The sequence below is a fragment of the Corynebacterium sp. LK2590 genome (assembly GCF_040946105.1).
Lineage (GTDB): Bacteria > Actinomycetota > Actinomycetes > Mycobacteriales > Mycobacteriaceae > Corynebacterium.
In genome coordinates, this window is record NZ_JAYWMH010000008.1 from 123,658 (window position 1) to 139,317 (window position 15,660).

Genomic DNA, 15,660 nt, shown 5'->3' on the forward strand with positions numbered 1-15,660 from the left:
TCACAGACAAGGAGCAGCACATGCGCGACTACGTAGAAATCGGACTGGGGCGGCAGGCGCAGCGCACCTACGACCTGGACGATATTTCCCTGGTGCCCACCCGGCGCACGCGGTCCTCGAAGGACGTGGACACCACCTGGCACATCGACGCCTACACCTTCGACATCCCGTTCGTCTCCCACCCGACCGACGCCCTGGCCACGCCGGAATTCGTCATCGAGATGGGCAAGCAGGGCGGCCTGGGCGTTATCAACGCCGAGGGCCTATGGGGCCGGCACGTGGACCTGGAGGCCGCGCTCGAGCAGGTCTATTCCCAGCCGGGGGATAACTCCGTGCTGCAGGAGCTGCACGCCGCGGACCTGGACACCGACCTGCTGACCGAGCGCATCCGCCAGGTGCGGGAGGCCGGCGTGACCGTGGCGGTGCGCGTGTCCCCGCAAAACGCCCGCGAGCTGGCCCCGGTGGTCATCGCGGCCGGCGCGGAGCTGCTGTTCATCCAGGGCACCCTGATCTCCGCCGAGCACGTCAGCACCGGCGGCGAGCCGCTGAACCTGAAGGAATTCATCGGTTCCCTGGACGTGCCGGTCATCGCCGGCGGCGTGGCGGACTACACCACGGCCCTGCACCTGATGCGCACCGGCGCGGCCGGCGTCATCGTGGGCGGCGGCGTGAACACCAACCCGGAGACCGTCGGCATCGACGTGCCCCTGGCTACCGCCGTGGCGGATGCCGCGGCCGCGCGCCGGGACTACCTGGACGAGACCGGCGGGCGCTACGTGCACCTGTTGGCCGACGGCGACTTCGTCAACTCCGCCGAGATCACCAAGGCCGTGGCCTGCGGCGCCGACGGCGTCGTCCTGGGCCCGCTTCTGGCCTCGGCCCGCGAGGCCGGCGGCAAGGGCTGGTACTGGCCGGCCGCGGCCGGCCACCCGCGCTTCCCGCGCGGCTTCGTGGACTACGCCGCCGCCGTCCCGGGCGACCTGGACGTCGACTTCCTGGACGGCGAGGTCGAGCACAACGCCCCGAGCCTCGAGGTGGTCCTGCACGGCCCGTCGAACGAGCCCTTCGGCCAGTTCAACCTGGTCGGCGGCCTCAAACGCGCCATGGCCAAGTGCGGCTACACGGACCTGAAGTCCTTCCAGAAGGTCAACCTCGCCATCCGCGGCTAAGCCGGGAAGGCACGCGGCACAAAGTACGACCCCGGAAAGCTAGAGCGCCCGAAACCCGGGAGGCACTGGTCGAGAAAGTAAAGGAGGGCATCGCCAAGCACGGCGATGCCCTCCTTCGCGTCTTTGCGCGCGGACTCCCGGGCCTGCGTGCAGACTCCCGGTCCAGTCGCGTCGGACCGTTTAAGCGCGGCGGCGGTCCTAGCTGCCGGCGACGATGTCCCAGGCGGAGACGGCCATGATGACAAGGCCCACGACGAAGACGAAGATGGTGTCCGGCCGGGTGGCGTAGTGCTTGAAGGCGGTGGCCTTGCGGAAGAGCAGCATGGGCACGATGTAGACCAAGAAGGCGACGAAGATGCCGCCGACGACGGAGATGAAGTCCAGGATGGACGGGTTGTAGACCGCCACGGCGACCGACCCGATAAAGACCATCACGTAGATGACGTAGGTGAGCTTTTTGCCCGTGAGCTTGTCCGCGGTGCGCGGGGCGAGCACGCGGAAGATGTACTTGGTGCCCTCCTCGGTGCCCAGCATGTGGCCGGAGAAGGACGAGGCGATGGCGCAGATGGCCACCACGGGGGCGAGGAAAGCCATGAACGGGGTGTGGGTAACGTTGGCGAAGTAGGACAGGATCGGGATGTTGGCCTCGCCCGCGGCGTCCATGCCTTCCGCGCCCATGGCCATGGAACAGGACCAGACGAAAAACATCGTGAAGGTCACCAGCAGGCAGGCGGTGATAAGTTCCACCCGGGAGACCTGGCGCTCGGTGCTGGCGACGTCATCGCCGTGGCCCTGCTGGGCATCAAGCGCGAACTGGGACAGCGCCGCCATGTGGCTAAAGGAGAAGACCAGCACCGGCAGGATAAGCAGCAGGGACTTCCACAGGGGCGTGTCCGACTGGTAGCTGTAGAAGCTGGCCAGGTCCCACTGCGGGATGAGGTAGATGGAGACCACCGCCAGGGCGATAATCAGCGGGTAGACCAGCGCGTTGCCCAGCCAGAGCACGGCCTTCTTGCCGGCGGCGAAGGCGAGGGTGAGCACGCCGATACAGACGCTGGCCAGCACCCAGCGGTTGATTTCCGGGCCGCCGAGCTGGTTGACGATGAAGCTGTCGACGGTGTTTGTGATACTGATGCCGTAGATCAGCACGGTGGGGTAGATGGCCAGCCAGTACAGCAGCGCCGTGGCTAGCCCGCGCTTGCGCCCGGTCAGCGCCGTGATGACCTGCAAAACGTCCAGGCCCTTGATGGGGGAGGCGGCGACGATGCGCGCGTAGGTGCGGTGGGAGAAAAACACCACGGGCCCGATGAAGGCGGTGGCGATAAGCAGCGGCCAGAAGCCGAAGCTGCCGGCGTTAATCGGCAAAAAGAGGATGCCCGCGCCGACCGCGGTGCCGAACAGGGTGATAGCCCACGTCAGATCGGAGCCGGCGGAGGAGTCTTCGCCCTCCACCGGGTCTTGGATGTCCTCTTCGTGGATGTGCTCTAAGTCGAATTCTTCGCGCGACTGCGCAATATGCTCCGGGCTATGTTGCTCAGGCAGCTCGTCGCCGTGGATGGGAGTGCTCATTACCTCTCCTCCTCGTCTGGTGTGAAATATGACACTCTAGCATAGACGAGTGATAAACCGCGGGGCATGAGTTCGGGGGAATTGCTTGATTCTGCAACCGGGCGCGAGGCGGGGAGGTTGCGGGGGATGGCCAGGCTATAGCGTCGGGCCGTCTATGCGTTAAACTGGCGGGGTGACTAAGCCTTCCACTACCCCTCGTCCAGTCCTCGTGGTGGATTTCGGGGCTCAGTACGCGCAGCTTATCGCCCGTCGCGTGCGCGAGGCCCAGATTTACTCCGAGGTAGTTCCCAACTCCGCCACCGTGGAGGAGATCAAGGCCAAGAACCCGGCCGCGCTGATCCTTTCCGGTGGTCCTTCCTCCGTCTACGCCGACGGCGCCCCGGCCCTGAAGCCGGAGCTGCTGGAGCTCGGCGTGCCGGTCTTCGGCATCTGCTACGGCTTCCAGGCCATGAACCACGCTTTGGGCGGCACCGTCTCCTCCACCGGGGAGCGCGAGTACGGCCGCACCGACCTGCACGTGGATGACCAGTCCGGCGTGCTGCACGCCGGTCTGGAAGCAACCCACAAGGTCTGGATGTCCCACGGCGACGCGGTCTCGGCCGCCCCGGAAGGCTTCACCGTGACCGCCTCCTCCGCGGGCGCCCCGGTGGCCGCCATGGAGTGCGTGGACAAGAAGATGGCCGGCGTCCAGTACCACCCGGAGGTGCTGCACTCGCCGCACGGCCAGGAAGTGCTGACCCGCTTTCTGACCGAGATCGCCGGCCTGGAGCAGAACTGGACCGCCGATAACATCGCCGAGCAGCTCATCGACGACGTCCGCGCTCAGGTCGGCGAGACCGGCCGGGCCATCTGCGGCCTGTCCGGCGGCGTGGACTCCGCCGTGGCCGCCGCCCTCGTGCAGCGCGCCATCGGCGACCGCCTGACCTGCGTCTTCGTGGACCACGGCCTGCTGCGCGCCGGGGAACGCGAACAGGTGGAAAAGGACTTCGTGGCCTCCACGGGCGCCAAGCTGGTCACCGTGGACGAGCGCGCCTCCTTCCTGGAGAAGCTGGCCGGCAAGACCGACCCGGAAGACAAGCGCAAGGCCATCGGCGCGGAATTCATCCGCTCCTTCGAGCGCGCCGTCGCCGGCGTGCTGGATGACGCCCCGGAAGGCTCCACCGTGGACTACCTGGTGCAGGGCACCCTGTACCCGGACGTCGTGGAATCCGGCGGCGGCGACGGCACCGCGAACATCAAATCCCACCACAACGTCGGCGGCCTGCCGGACGACGTGGAATTCGAGTTGGTCGAGCCGCTGCGCCTGTTGTTCAAGGACGAGGTCCGCGCCGTGGGCCGCGAGCTGGGCCTGCCGGAAGAGATTGTCAACCGCCAGCCCTTCCCGGGCCCGGGCCTGGGCATCCGCATCATCGGCGAGGTCACCGAGGACCGCCTGGAGACCCTGCGCCAGGCGGACCTCATCGCCCGCACCGAGCTGACCAACGCCGGCCTGGACGCTGAGATCTGGCAGTGCCCGGTGGTCCTGCTGGCGGACGTGCGCTCCGTCGGCGTCCAAGGCGATGGCCGTACCTACGGCCACCCGATCGTGCTGCGCCCGGTCTCCTCCGAGGACGCCATGACCGCGGACTGGACCCGCATCCCTTACGACGTGTTGGAGAAGATCTCCACCAAGATCACCAACGAGGTCAAGGAAGTCAACCGCGTCGTGCTCGACGTGACCTCCAAGCCGCCGGGAACCATCGAGTGGGAATAAGCCGGAAAGCTTAACCGGCTTCAGCTGAAGGCACGCGCCTTTCAGCATAAAAACCTGCCGCCGCTACCTCAGGAACGTGTCCTGGTAGCGGCGGCGGGTTTGTGTATTTTCGCGGTTTTAGCAGTCCGGCGGGGCCAGCTACTCGTACCGCAGGGCCTCAATGGGGTCGAGTTTAGCGGCCTTGCCGGCGGGGTAGTAGCCGAAGAACAGGCCGATGGCGAGGGCGAAGAGCAGGGAGATGACCACGGCGGACAGTGGCGGGAAGGCGAGGAGCCCCATCGCGGCGGAACCGGCCATGCCGGCTAGGGCGCCGAGGATGATGCCGATGACGCCGCCGACCAGGCAGACGATGATGGCCTCGGTGACGAACTGCCAGCGGATATCCCGGCGGGTTGCCCCCAGGGCCTTGCGCACGCCGATCTCCCGGGTGCGCTCGGTGACGGTGATCAGCATGATGTTCATGACCCCGATGCCGCCGACCAGCAGCGAGATGCCGCCGATGGCGGCCAGGCCAATGCTCAGCGAGGTAATGACCTGGTTGAAGCTGGCCATGTCCTGGCTAAAGTCCGTGACCTTGGCGTGGTAGGCGTCGTTGTCCGCGTACATCTCGTCTAAGGCCGCGCGCAGGCGGTCGGCCGCGGCCTGCTTGTCGACCGAGTTGGCCATCTGGACCGTCAGGTGGTTGAAAGCCTCGCCGGCGCCGGGCTGCTTCGAGTAATTCGCCGCCAGCGGGTAGGGGACCGTCAGGCTGAGATCCTCGGCGTTGACGCTAAGCAGGCCGGCGGATTCCTCCCGGGCCTTTACACCGACGACCATCAGATCTACCGCGTTGCCTTCCTCCGGGGTAAATTCCACGAATTGGCCGAGCGCGTTGTGCGGGTCCGCGCCGAAGAGTTTTTCCGACAGGTCCGCGTTGAGCACGGCCACCGGGCGGGCGCCGTCGATGTCGGCGTCCTCGATGTCCCGGCCGGCCGCCAGCGGGTCGCCGTTAATCAGCGCCGTGTCCGGGTTGATGCCGCGGGTGGTCGCGGAGAACTCCTGGGGCACGAGCTGGTTGTCCATGGAGACCTTGCCGAAAGTGGCGGAGTTTTCTCCCACGCCGATCCCGGTGACCATGTCGCCCATGTGCTTCCGCAGCTGCTCGAGCTGATCGGGGCTAATCAGCGAGGCGCTATCGATGCTCTCGCCGGAGCCGTACATGGCCGCCGGGTCCTCGGCGTCCTCCTCCCCCTCGGCGGGGCGGGAGGTGACATCGACGTTGAGGTTGTTGATGCCCGCGTCGTCCAGGTTTTGCTGGAACTGGTTTTTCAGCGAGGCGCTCAGCGTCATGATGGCGATGACCGCGGCGATGCCGATGATGACCCCCAGCAGCGTCAAAAACGAGCGCATCTTGTTGGTGCGCAGGCTGGTTAGCGCCAGGAAGACGGATTCCTTAATGCTCACGGGGCTCCTCCTGCAAAATGCCGTCGCGCATGGTGACGGTGCGTTCGGTCTCTTCGGCCAGTTCCGGGTTGTGGGTGATGAACACGATGGTCTTGCCGTGCTCGCGGTGCAGCGTGTGGAAAAGGTCCATCACGCGGCGGCCGGTGTGCGAGTCCAGCGCGCCGGTCGGCTCGTCGGCGAGCAGGATATCGGGGTCGTTGGCCAGCGCGCGGGCGATGGCCACGCGCTGCTTCTGCCCGCCGGACAGCTCGTTGGGCAGGTGGTGGGCGCGGTCGGCCATGCCGACGAGCTCGAGCAGCTCCGCGGCCCGCTGCGCGCGCTGCTTGGCGGGCACGCCGGCGTAGACTAGGGGCATTTCCACGTTCTTGGCGGCGCTGATGCGGCCGACCAGGTTGAAGTTCTGGAAGACGAAGCCGATGGCCTGGCTGCGGTAGTGCGCCAGCTGGTCGTCGGTGCTATCGAGCACGTCGATGCCGTCGAGCAGGTAGGTGCCCGCGCTCGGCCGGTCCAGCAGCCCGATGATGTTCATCAGGGTCGACTTGCCGGAACCGGAGGCGCCGACCACGGCGGTGAATTCCCCGCGGGGGACCTGGAAGTCGCAGCCCGGCAGGACGGTCAGTTCCCCTTCGGTGCCGACGTTGAAGCTTTTGACGATGCCGCGCATGTCGATGAGGGCGTGGTTCTCGGTCACTGTTCGCTGCCTTCGAATCCGGCGATGGTGACGTTCTGATCGACCAGATCCTCGTGGTCGCGGGTCTGGGTGAGCACGATCTCGCCGGGCTTGACCTCCGTGCCCTTGAGCTCCGCGGCGAAGGCACTGGTAATGCCCACGGTCACGGGGCGCTTGACCACGCGGTAGCCGTCCTCGTCTGGGTTGTCGCCGGCGGGCTCGGCCACGAGGACGAAGGCGCGCTGCCCCTCGCTGAGAATCGCGGTCAGCGGCACGGTGGGCACGTGTTTTTCCTCCGCGGAGACGATCTTGGTCTTTGCCGTGGAGCCGATGTGCAGGCCCTCGGTGTCGCGGTGACCTCGATGGTGACTGGGAAGGTCGCCTTGGTGGCCCCGCCCTGTCCGGCCAGCGCGGCGCTATCCCCGCCGGCGCCGGCGCCAGCGGCGGCCTTGGGCTGCTGGGCGACCGGAGAGATGCCGGTGACCTTGCCGGCAAATTCCTTGCCCGGGGCGCTCGGGGAGGTAAACGTCACCCGGTTGCCCGGGCGCAGGTTGGGCATGTCGACCTCGTTGACGGTGGTGCGGATTTCCAGCGTGGAGTCGTCCGCCACGGTGGCCACCGGCCCTTCCGCGGGGCTGCCTTCCCGGGCGTTCAGGGCGGTCACCACTCCCTCGAAGGGGGCGGACAGCGTGCCGGCGTTGATGGAGTTTTCCAGCCCGGCGTTGGCCAGGTTGGCCGACTCCTGCGCGGCAGAGACGTCCTCCTGGGCGCGGGCCAGGGCGCGTTCCTGGGCGGCGATCTGGGTCTGGATGTCGCCGGCTGCGGCGGCGGCGCCCTCCTCGCCCTCGCCGGTCGCCCCGGTCGCGGCGGATTCGGTCTCCCCGTTGGCGGCGGCGGTGTAGAGGCGATCCAGCTCGGCCTGGGCGTCGGCCACCTGGTTCTGGGCGGAGCGCAGCTCGGTGCGCTGGGTGGCGCGCTGGCCGGCCAGCTCCTGCTCCTCCGGGGTGGTGTCAATGACGGCCAGGGGCTGATGGGCCTGGACGCGGTCGCCCACGCGCACGCTGGAGACCGGGCCGGTCAGGCGCGTGGACAGTACGGCCTCTTCGCGGGCGGCCACGGTGCCGTTGGCGCTGACCGCGTTGGTGACGTCCCCGCGGGTGACCTCGGTGACGTCGTCGGCCTGCAGGACGCTCCCGCTGGCCACGCTGGCGTACCAGGACCAGGCAAGCGCGCCGAGGATGAGGACAACCACGGCGATAATGGCGCCGATGATCAGCGGCTTCTTGGTTTTCCTCTTAGCGGTAGCGGGCTCGATGGCCATAACAGCTAGTACTCCTTTTGAGTAAAGGCCTTGGGGCAAAGGCAGGATTTAAGGCTCTGGCACCGCGGGGTGGCAGACGGGCAAGTTTTTGGCAGCTCCTAACTATGGACGCGAAAACCCTCACCTTAATCCTCCCTGAGAATGATTTCCCGGAAAAATACATAGCCGGGTGAAAATCACGTCGGGGAGGATGGGCGAGGGAGAGGGGCGTGAGGAATTGGGGAGCGGGAGCCGGACCGAGGGAAAGCCCGAGCCTAGGCGGAGGTTTTAAGAGCGGAGGGGTTAACCTGCGCGCCTAGGAATTGGCAGCGGCGGTGGGGTAGTCGATGGTGACGTTGCCAACGCCGGCGTCAACGTGGACGGCGAACTTGGCGTCGGGGTTGTCCTGCTCGCGGCAGTTGGTGGTACCCACGCCGTCGTCACAGGTCAGGCTGTAGGAGACCCCCTTCGGCAGGACGATGTCGAGGTTGCCAACCCCGGCGTCGATGGTGACCTCGGTGCGGTGGTTGAGCTGGTCCCAGTCGCGGATTTGGCTGAAGTCCACCTTGCCGTAGCCGACGGAGAAGTCGTAGGTCTGCGGCAGGCCGTTGACCGAGGTGGGAGTGTATTCGCGGTCGTCGAAGACGAAGCCGTCGGTGACCGTCAGCCCGTCGGTGGGGTTGTCGACGTGGCGGACCACCCCGAAGCCCACGGTGGCGGCGATGACGAGGGCGGCGGCCAGGGCCACGCCGAAGAAACTCAAGGCGATGACCAGGAGGGTCTTGAAGAGGGATCGCTTCTTCTTCGGCTGTTCGGCCGGGCGCGGGTCCGGCAAGTGCCAGGTGTCCGGGGCGGCGCCCAGCGGGTCCCAGGCCGGCGGGGTGTTCCGGCCCGGTGGGAAGGGGTAGCCGTCCACCGGGGTGAACATCGACATGTCCACCTCCGGGTCCGCGGCCGGCTGCGCCTGCTGCGCGTCGGTCTGGGCGAGCTGCCCGGCCGCTAAAAGTCCCGCCGGCGGGGTCGGGCGGCGGCGGTACAGGAAGAACCAGATGAGGCCGGTGAACAGGGCAATGCCTAGGGCCGAGGAGCTAAAGGAGGGGAAGAAGGAGTCTTCCATGATGGTTACCGACCAGGCCCCGGAGGTCATCAGGAAGCCGATGAGCAAGGCGATGGCAAGCCCCGACTCGGAAGTCTCCCCGTCCCGGCGGCCGAAGAGATCCTCGACCGGGGAAGAGGCCTTGGAATAGCGGGGCATCAGCGCCCAGGCTAAGAAGTAGGCCGCCAGCCCGCCGCCGAAGGCGAGGGTGGTGGCGACGAAGGCCACGCGGGGCAGGACCGGGTCGATGCCGAAGCGGGCGCCGATGCCCTCGCACACGCCGGCTATCTTGGCGTTGCCGCCCTGCTCGGCGGGGATGCGCGGCGGGCGGGTGGCCCACATGGCGCGCAGGGTCTCGCCCAGCCCGTCGGTGGAATCGGAGTGGGTGGGGGCGGAATAGGGGCTGGCGGGGGCATCGTTAGCGGAGGCGGCAGCGTGGGGATCCGAATGAGATTCGGAGTGGGGTTCGGAGCGGGGCGTGGAGTGGAAAGGCTCGTATGGGGAAGTCATGCTTTAAGTATGGTCTGCGTGCCTGCCCCGCACATCGGGGAGCGCCCTGATCTTTGCCCGGATTAGACCTCTCAGGGTGATCCCGGATGTGGTCTGCGCGGGAGCGTGGCACGATATTGATCTATGAGTACTCCCCCGTCCGAGCCCGCCGCGTATTCCCAGCGGCGCGCGGCACCCTACCCGGCCATGGTGCGCCCGCAGCAGGGCAAGATGGTCGCCGGCGTGGCCAGCGGTGTGGCCGAAAACCTAGGCGTGGACATCCTCTGGGTGCGCCTGGCGCTGGCCGGGCTGACGCTGGTCTCCGGGGTGGGGCTGATTTTGTACGCGGGCCTGTGGATCTGCACCCCGGCCCGGGAGGGCGCCCAGGCCCCGGCCTCGCAGTGGGAGATCCCGCGCTGGGGCTGGGGGCTGGTGGTGGCCCTCGCGCTGGCGGCCGGGGTCGCAATCGCGACGGTGGTGCTGGGCGTGCCGCCGCAGGTGCTGATGCCGCTGGCTTTCGTCGCGGTGGGCGCCTTGCTGGCCTGGCAGGCCTACGATCGCGCGACGAATACGCTGCTCGGCATGGGCAGCCTCGCGGCCGGCTTTGCCCTGGTGCTGGCCGGCACGGTGGTCATGGCGGTGTTCTGGGACCGCGAGCACGGGTTCAGCTCGGCGCTGGTGGCCTCCCTGCTGACCATGCTGGGGCTGGGCGTGCTGGTCATCCCGCTGGTGCTGAAGCTGTGGCGCTCGCTGGCGGAGGAAAAGGCGGCGAAGGCGGCGGCGGACGAGCGGACGGCTATCGCCTCCAAGCTGCACGACTCGGTGCTGCAGACCCTGGCGCTTATCCAGAAACGCGCCGACGATGGCCCGGAGGTCGCGCGGCTGGCCCGCTCCCAGGAGCGCCAGCTGCGGGCCTGGCTTTTCGATGCCGACTCCGCCACCCCGGAGACCATCTTCGGCGCGGTGGAAGCCGCCTGCGCCGAGGTCGAGGACCTATTCAACGTGCGGATTAGTCCGGTGACCGTGGGGCAGGACGCGCCCCTGAGCGACAACACCAAGCTGGCGGTCGAGGCGGCCCGCGAGGCGCTAGTCAACGCCGGCAAGCACGCGCAGGTGGACACGGTCGACGTCTTCTGCGAGGTGCTGGCAGGCGAGCTGACCCTGTTCGTGCGCGACCGCGGCGTGGGCTTTGACCCGACTGCGGTGGCGGCCGACCGCCACGGGATCCGGGACTCCATCCGGCAGCGCATGGAACGCGCGGGCGGTGCGGCACGGCTGGATAGCCAGCCCGGGGCCGGCACGGAAGTGGAGCTCACGGTAGCGTTATAGGCATGGTTACTGTCTTCTTGGTCGATGATCACTCCGTCTTCCGCGCCGGGGTGCGCGCGGAGCTGGCCGACAAGGTAGACATCGTGGGGGACGCCGGGACGGTCGCCGAGGCCATCCGTGGCATCAACGAGACCCGGCCGGACGTGGTCCTGCTGGACGTGCACATGCCGGACGGCGGCGGGCTGGCCGTCATCCAGGGCATTGAGCCGGGCCCGAAGTTCTTGGCGCTGAGTGTGTCCGATGCCGCGGAAGACGTCATCGCTCTCATCCGCGCCGGGGCGCGCGGATACGTGACTAAGAATATCGACGGCGCGGAGCTGGCGCGGGCGGTCGAGCAGGTCTACGGCGGGGACGCGTATTTCTCCCCGCGGCTGGCCGGCTTCGTGCTGGACGTCTTCGCCGCCGGCGAGCCGGCGCCGGAACCGGAGGGCGAGCCCAAGCCCCTGCCCGCCCAGGGCGAGGATCCGATAGTCGACGCCCTGACCCCGCGCGAGCTGGAGGTACTGCGCCTGCTGGCGCGCGGCTATACCTACCGCGAGATCGGGCAGAAGCTGTTCATCTCCATCAAGACGGTGGAAACGCACGCCTCCAATATCTTGCGCAAGACCCAGCAGTCCAACCGCTATCAGCTCACCCGCTGGGCGGCCAGCCGCGACCTGGACTGATTAATCCCAGGTGAGGCGCACACCCCTTGCGCCAGTCGAACGGACGTTTGCATGTGTCCGGGGGAGAGTTCATACTTGAGGGGTGCAGCAAACAAGTGTTCCCCAAGTGGTGGGCCAGTCGGTCGAGGACCGGGTGGCGGCCCTGCGCGCGCAGATGGAAAAGATGGGCGGCGGCTCCGCCCTGCCCGCGCGTGGGCCTCAGCAGCGCGCTGCACGCTCCGCCGAAAGCGGTGCTGAACAGGGAAGTAACAAAAGTTCCGGGGGGTCCGGCGGGCAGGCCGCACTGGCCGGCGGCGTGGCGCCCCGCGGGGCGCAGGCTGCCGAGCAGCAGATTGAGCTGGGCGGCGCGCTGGCCGGCGCCCTCCCGGCGGGCGGCCTGGTGCGCGGCAGCGCGGTGCGGTGCAGCGAGTGCCCGGCCTTCATAATAGAACTGGTGTGCCAAGCCACGGAGGAAGGCTACTACGTGGCCCTGGTCGGCTGGCCGGAGCTGGCCCTGGCCCAGGTGTGCGAGCGCGGGGATATCAGCAAGGTCGTCGCGGTGCCGGACCCGGGCACGGATCCGTGGGCGGTCAGCGCCACCTTGGTCGAGGGCATGGATTTTGTCATCCAGCGCGTGCGCGCGGCCTCCCAGCAGCGGGTGCTAAGCCCCGCGCGGGCGCGCCCGGTGGCGGCGCGGCTGCGGCAGGGGCGCGCGGTGCTCATTACCGTCGGGCAGCACGTGCCGTCCGCGGCGCTGCGGTTGGACGCCCAGGTGGAGTCCTACCCGGGGATCGGGCGCGGGTGCGGGCGCATCCGCGGGGTCGAGGTGCGCGTGCAGGCGTATTCGAAGTACCTGTCGCGCCCGGCGCAGTCCGTGGTGAGGTGCGCATGAGCGCGCCGGCCGTGCGGATTGCTGCGCTCTGGTTTCCCGACTGGCCCATCCAGGCCGCCCGCTACGCCGAGACCCTGCCGGAGGGCGCGGGGGCGGGCAGCCCCATCGGGGTCCTCGCCGGCGGGGCCGTGAAGGTCTGCAATACCGCCGCGCGCCGCGCCGGGGTCCACCGCGGCATGCGGGTGCGGGCGGCCCAGGCGGTCTGCCCGGAGCTTTTAGTCTGGGAGTCCCAGCCGGAGCGCGAGGGCGCCGTCTTCGCCGAAATCGTGGAATCCCTGGACGCGGTGGCCTCGTCCATCGAGGTCATCCGCCCCGGCCTCGTGGTGGTGGACGCCGCCGCGGCCGCCCGCTTCCACGGCGGGGAGGCCATCGCGGTGGAGATGTTGGTCGACGCCGCCGCGCGCCAGGGCCTGGACATGACGGTCGGGGTGGCCGATGAGCTGGCCACCGCCATCATCGCGGCCCGGGACCGCGGGCTCGGCGTGGTGGTGGAGCCAGGGGCCTCCCGGCAGTTCTTGGCCCCGCGCAGCGTCCAGGTGCTGGCCGCGGAGGTCTCCCTGGGCTGCCCGCCGGAGCTGGTCGCCCAGTTCGTGCGGCTGGGTCTGCCCACCTTGGGGGATGTGGCGCAGCTGCCGCTGCACCAAGTCACCAGCCGCTTCGGCCACGCCGGGCGGCGGTGCCACGCCATCGCCAGCGCGCAGCTGGACCGGCGGGTCGCCCCGGAGCTGGCGGGTGCTGAACTGGACGTGTGGATGCGGCCGGAGGATCCGCTGGAGCGCGTGGACGCCGCCGCGTTCGCCGCCCGCCAGCTGGCCGCCCAGCTGCACCAGCGCTTGAGCGCGGCCGGGCTGTCGTGCCTGCGCCTGCGCGTGAGCGCGCAGTGGGCCGACGGCACGGAGCTGCGGCGGGTCTGGCGCACGCGCGCGGCGCTGAGCGAATCCGCCACCGCGGACCGGGTGCGCTGGCAGCTCGACGGCTGGCTGGTGGGCAACCAGGCCGAGGGCGGCATCGTGGGGCTCGGGCTGGAACCGCTGGAGGTCGCCCAGCCGGAGCAACACAGCCTGGTGGAATCCGGGGCGGGTTCGGCCGCCCACGCCCAGCAGGTCATCGAGCGCGTCCAGTCCCAGCTGGGCATCGACAAGGTGGTCCAGCCGGTAGACCGCGGCGGCCGCGGGGTGGCCGAGCGGGTCGATTTTGTGCCTTACGGCGAGCGGGTCGAGCCCGTGCCGCCGGGCAGTTGGCCGGGCCGGATTCCGGCGCCGCTGCCGGCCCAGCTGGAGCTCGATCACCCGAGCGCGAACCACCCGGCCGCCCGCATCCGGATGATCAATGCCGAAGGCCACGACGTCTTCGTCACCGAGGAGGCGCTGCTCTCGGCTGAGCCGGCCGGCCTGGCCTGGGGTAAAAACCGCTACCTGGTCACCGCGTGGGCAGGCCCGTGGCCGGTGGACACGGGCTGGTGGACGGGCGCCGGCACGCGCCTGGCGCGGCTGCAGATAGTCGGCACGGATCAAGAAAAGACGCGGGCCTGGCTGCTCAATTGGCAGGCCGGGCGCTGGACGGTCGAAGCCAGCTACGTCTAGGAAGGCGGGGCCAGTGCCGCGTCTCTGCGCGGTACGGGTTAGCGGTCGAGGATGTCGATGACCACGCGCTTCGGGTTGTCGAGGACCTCCACGGAGTAGGGGTGGGCCTGGTCGAGGCCGATGATGAACTGGGAGCGGCCCTCGAAGGTGCCGGCGCTGGTGACCTCGGTGATCAGGCTGCCGTAGCCGGTCATGGTGCCGAGCGCCGGGTCGTCCTTGCCCAGCTCGTAGGGCAGGACGGTGCCGTCGATGTTGACGTTGAGGGCGGTCGCGCCGTAGTAGTTGATGCGCTTGCCGGAGCCCTGCTGGGTAGGCTGGTCCTGGAAATCGACGAACCAGCCGGGCTGGCCCTCGCCCTCCAGGTCGAAGACCACGCGCTCAAAGCCGGGGTGCTGGCCGATGCGCATGTTGGTCACCATCAGGCGGGCGGGTGCCGGCGGGCGCTGGGTCTTCATCTCCTTGTTGGCGTCGCCCAGGGGGCTGGGGCCGGAGACGTTGTGATCCTGCTTGTCGGAGTCCGCCGAGGAAGAATCCGTGGGGTGGGCGTCGCCAATCCCGGCGAACATGTCCCGGGAGCCGTCCGTCGAGCAGGCAGACAGGCCACACGCAGCGGTGATAAAAATTGCTGCAATTTGGGCCCGGCGGGCTCGGTCAGGGACAGACATAGTGCCTACGGTAGCGGTTTTTCCAGGGAGAAACAAAATACGAGTTCGATTTCACTCGAAAGGAAATAAAATTATTGCAGTGCCTTGGCTAGGGGTTTTCGGCGGGCCGGCGGGAGGTAGAATGACGGTCATGTCAACAGCTGAAAAGATCGGGGCAGCTGACGCGCTGTGTTCCGACGTCGACGTCGAGCCGCTGGCTGGGTCCGCGAAGCAGGAATCCGTCTATGTCCTCTTCGAGTGGCCCGGCGGGTGGTCCCACGACATCCTGGACGGCGGCACCTTTAGCCCAGAGCTCACCGCCCGGCTGAAAGAGAAACTCGACGGGCAGGCGGGCCTCCAGCTCATTCGGCGGCCCGGGCGGGCCGGCCACCAGGTCGGCAGCGTGCACCGCTGCTACCTGGTCTGGGCCGAGCGCGGGGAGATGGAAATGCTCCTGCTGGAAGGCCCGGAAGACATCCTCAACCTGGATCTTTCCGGCCCGGGCCGCAACGGCGGCGGCGAGCTGGACACGCCCCTAGTGCTGGTGTGCACCCACTCCAAGCGCGACAAGTGCTGCGCCATCAAGGGCCGCCCGCTGGCCGTGCAGCTGGGCGAAATCTTCCCGGCGATTGTCTGGGAGACCTCCCACACCAAGGGCCATCGCTTCGCCCCCTCCGTGCTGCTGATGCCGTGGGGCTACTCCTTCGGCCGCCTGAACCTGGAGGCCGCGCGCGAGATGACCAAGCAGGCCTTGAACGGCAGCTATTTCTACCCGGCCAACCGTGGCCGCGGCCTGTATTCCCAGCGCGGGCAGGTAGCCGAGCTGGAGGTCGCCCGCCGCCTCATCGAGGCCGGCGAGGAGCTGGGATACGCGGATCTGCGCCCCACGGACACCGGCTCCGGGCCCGTGCGCGTTAGCCACCGCGACGGGCGGCACTGGGACATCGAGCTGGTCCAGCGCGAATACGACGGCATCGTCGCCTCCTGCGGGAAGGAACCGAAGTCCTCCCTCATCTGGGAAGTCGCCTAAGCCTGCCCCCGGAGATAAACCAACCCCCGGCCGGCACCAGCTTTAACTG

General features: G+C 68.5%; 14 protein-coding genes. 7 read left to right on the plus strand and 7 right to left on the minus strand.

Annotation, left to right across the window (positions count from 1 at the left end):
* Nucleotides 1–20: 20 nt before the first annotated feature.
* Nucleotides 21–1,169, plus strand: coding sequence for a GuaB3 family IMP dehydrogenase-related protein (locus VVR85_RS10545; protein WP_368520829.1), 1,149 nt, complete (start codon nucleotides 21–23; stop codon nucleotides 1,167–1,169).
* Between the two features lie 198 nt (nucleotides 1,170–1,367).
* On the opposite strand, the gene VVR85_RS10550 is transcribed toward VVR85_RS10545, so the two are convergent.
* Nucleotides 1,368–2,738, minus strand: coding sequence for an amino acid permease (locus VVR85_RS10550; protein WP_368520830.1), 1,371 nt, complete (start codon nucleotides 2,736–2,738; stop codon nucleotides 1,368–1,370).
* 172 nt (nucleotides 2,739–2,910) lie between these two features.
* Here VVR85_RS10550 and guaA point away from each other — a divergent pair, with 172 nt between their 5' ends.
* Nucleotides 2,911–4,491, plus strand: a complete 1,581-nt coding sequence (guaA, locus tag VVR85_RS10555; RefSeq protein WP_368520831.1) for a glutamine-hydrolyzing GMP synthase — start codon at nucleotides 2,911–2,913, stop codon at nucleotides 4,489–4,491.
* A 138-nt stretch (nucleotides 4,492–4,629) separates the two neighbouring features.
* On the opposite strand, the gene VVR85_RS10560 is transcribed toward guaA, so the two are convergent.
* The 5 genes from VVR85_RS10560 to VVR85_RS10580 all read right to left on the minus strand — a co-directional run bounded on the left by VVR85_RS10560 (nucleotide 4,630) and on the right by VVR85_RS10580 (nucleotide 9,510).
* Nucleotides 4,630–5,934 (minus strand): ABC transporter permease, encoded by a 1,305-nt coding sequence (locus tag VVR85_RS10560; protein WP_368520832.1) that lies wholly within the window; start codon nucleotides 5,932–5,934, stop codon nucleotides 4,630–4,632.
* Nucleotides 5,924–6,598: an ABC transporter ATP-binding protein gene (locus VVR85_RS10565; protein ID WP_368520845.1), complete on the minus strand. Its 675-nt coding sequence runs from the start codon at nucleotides 6,596–6,598 to the stop codon at nucleotides 5,924–5,926. Before VVR85_RS10565 ends, VVR85_RS10560 begins: the two co-directional genes overlap by 11 nt.
* A gap of 23 nt (nucleotides 6,599–6,621) precedes the next feature.
* A complete protein-coding gene (locus VVR85_RS10570; RefSeq protein ID WP_368520833.1) occupies nucleotides 6,622–6,888 on the minus strand; it encodes a hypothetical protein in 267 nt (88 codons plus the stop codon).
* Nucleotides 6,870–7,925 carry an efflux RND transporter periplasmic adaptor subunit gene (locus tag VVR85_RS10575; RefSeq protein ID WP_368520834.1) on the minus strand — a complete coding sequence of 352 codons (1,056 nt, stop codon included), beginning with the start codon at nucleotides 7,923–7,925 and terminating at the stop codon, nucleotides 6,870–6,872. The genes VVR85_RS10570 and VVR85_RS10575 overlap by 19 nt, the downstream gene beginning before the upstream one ends.
* A gap of 295 nt (nucleotides 7,926–8,220) precedes the next feature.
* Nucleotides 8,221–9,510: a PspC domain-containing protein gene (locus VVR85_RS10580; protein ID WP_368520835.1), complete on the minus strand. Its 1,290-nt coding sequence runs from the start codon at nucleotides 9,508–9,510 to the stop codon at nucleotides 8,221–8,223.
* A gap of 123 nt (nucleotides 9,511–9,633) precedes the next feature.
* Here VVR85_RS10580 and VVR85_RS10585 point away from each other — a divergent pair, with 123 nt between their 5' ends.
* The 4 genes from VVR85_RS10585 to VVR85_RS10600 all read left to right on the plus strand — a co-directional run bounded on the left by VVR85_RS10585 (nucleotide 9,634) and on the right by VVR85_RS10600 (nucleotide 13,937).
* Nucleotides 9,634–10,818, plus strand: a complete 1,185-nt coding sequence (locus tag VVR85_RS10585) for a PspC domain-containing protein (protein ID WP_368520836.1) — start codon at nucleotides 9,634–9,636, stop codon at nucleotides 10,816–10,818.
* A 2-nt stretch (nucleotides 10,819–10,820) separates the two neighbouring features.
* Nucleotides 10,821–11,483 (plus strand): response regulator, encoded by a 663-nt coding sequence (locus VVR85_RS10590; RefSeq protein WP_368520837.1) that lies wholly within the window; start codon nucleotides 10,821–10,823, stop codon nucleotides 11,481–11,483.
* 82 nt (nucleotides 11,484–11,565) lie between these two features.
* Nucleotides 11,566–12,354 carry a hypothetical protein gene (locus tag VVR85_RS10595; protein WP_368520838.1) on the plus strand — a complete coding sequence of 263 codons (789 nt, stop codon included), beginning with the start codon at nucleotides 11,566–11,568 and terminating at the stop codon, nucleotides 12,352–12,354.
* Nucleotides 12,351–13,937: a DNA polymerase Y family protein gene (locus VVR85_RS10600; RefSeq protein ID WP_368520839.1), complete on the plus strand. Its 1,587-nt coding sequence runs from the start codon at nucleotides 12,351–12,353 to the stop codon at nucleotides 13,935–13,937. Before VVR85_RS10595 ends, VVR85_RS10600 begins: the two co-directional genes overlap by 4 nt.
* A 38-nt stretch (nucleotides 13,938–13,975) precedes the next feature.
* Here VVR85_RS10600 and VVR85_RS10605 read toward each other — a convergent pair whose 3' ends face one another.
* On the minus strand, nucleotides 13,976–14,602 hold the full coding sequence (locus VVR85_RS10605) for a hypothetical protein (protein ID WP_368520840.1): 627 nt from the start codon (nucleotides 14,600–14,602) through the stop codon (nucleotides 13,976–13,978).
* A gap of 130 nt (nucleotides 14,603–14,732) precedes the next feature.
* Here VVR85_RS10605 and VVR85_RS10610 point away from each other — a divergent pair, with 130 nt between their 5' ends.
* On the plus strand, nucleotides 14,733–15,611 hold the full coding sequence (locus VVR85_RS10610; RefSeq protein WP_368520841.1) for a sucrase ferredoxin: 879 nt from the start codon (nucleotides 14,733–14,735) through the stop codon (nucleotides 15,609–15,611).
* Nucleotides 15,612–15,660: the final 49 nt, after the last annotated feature.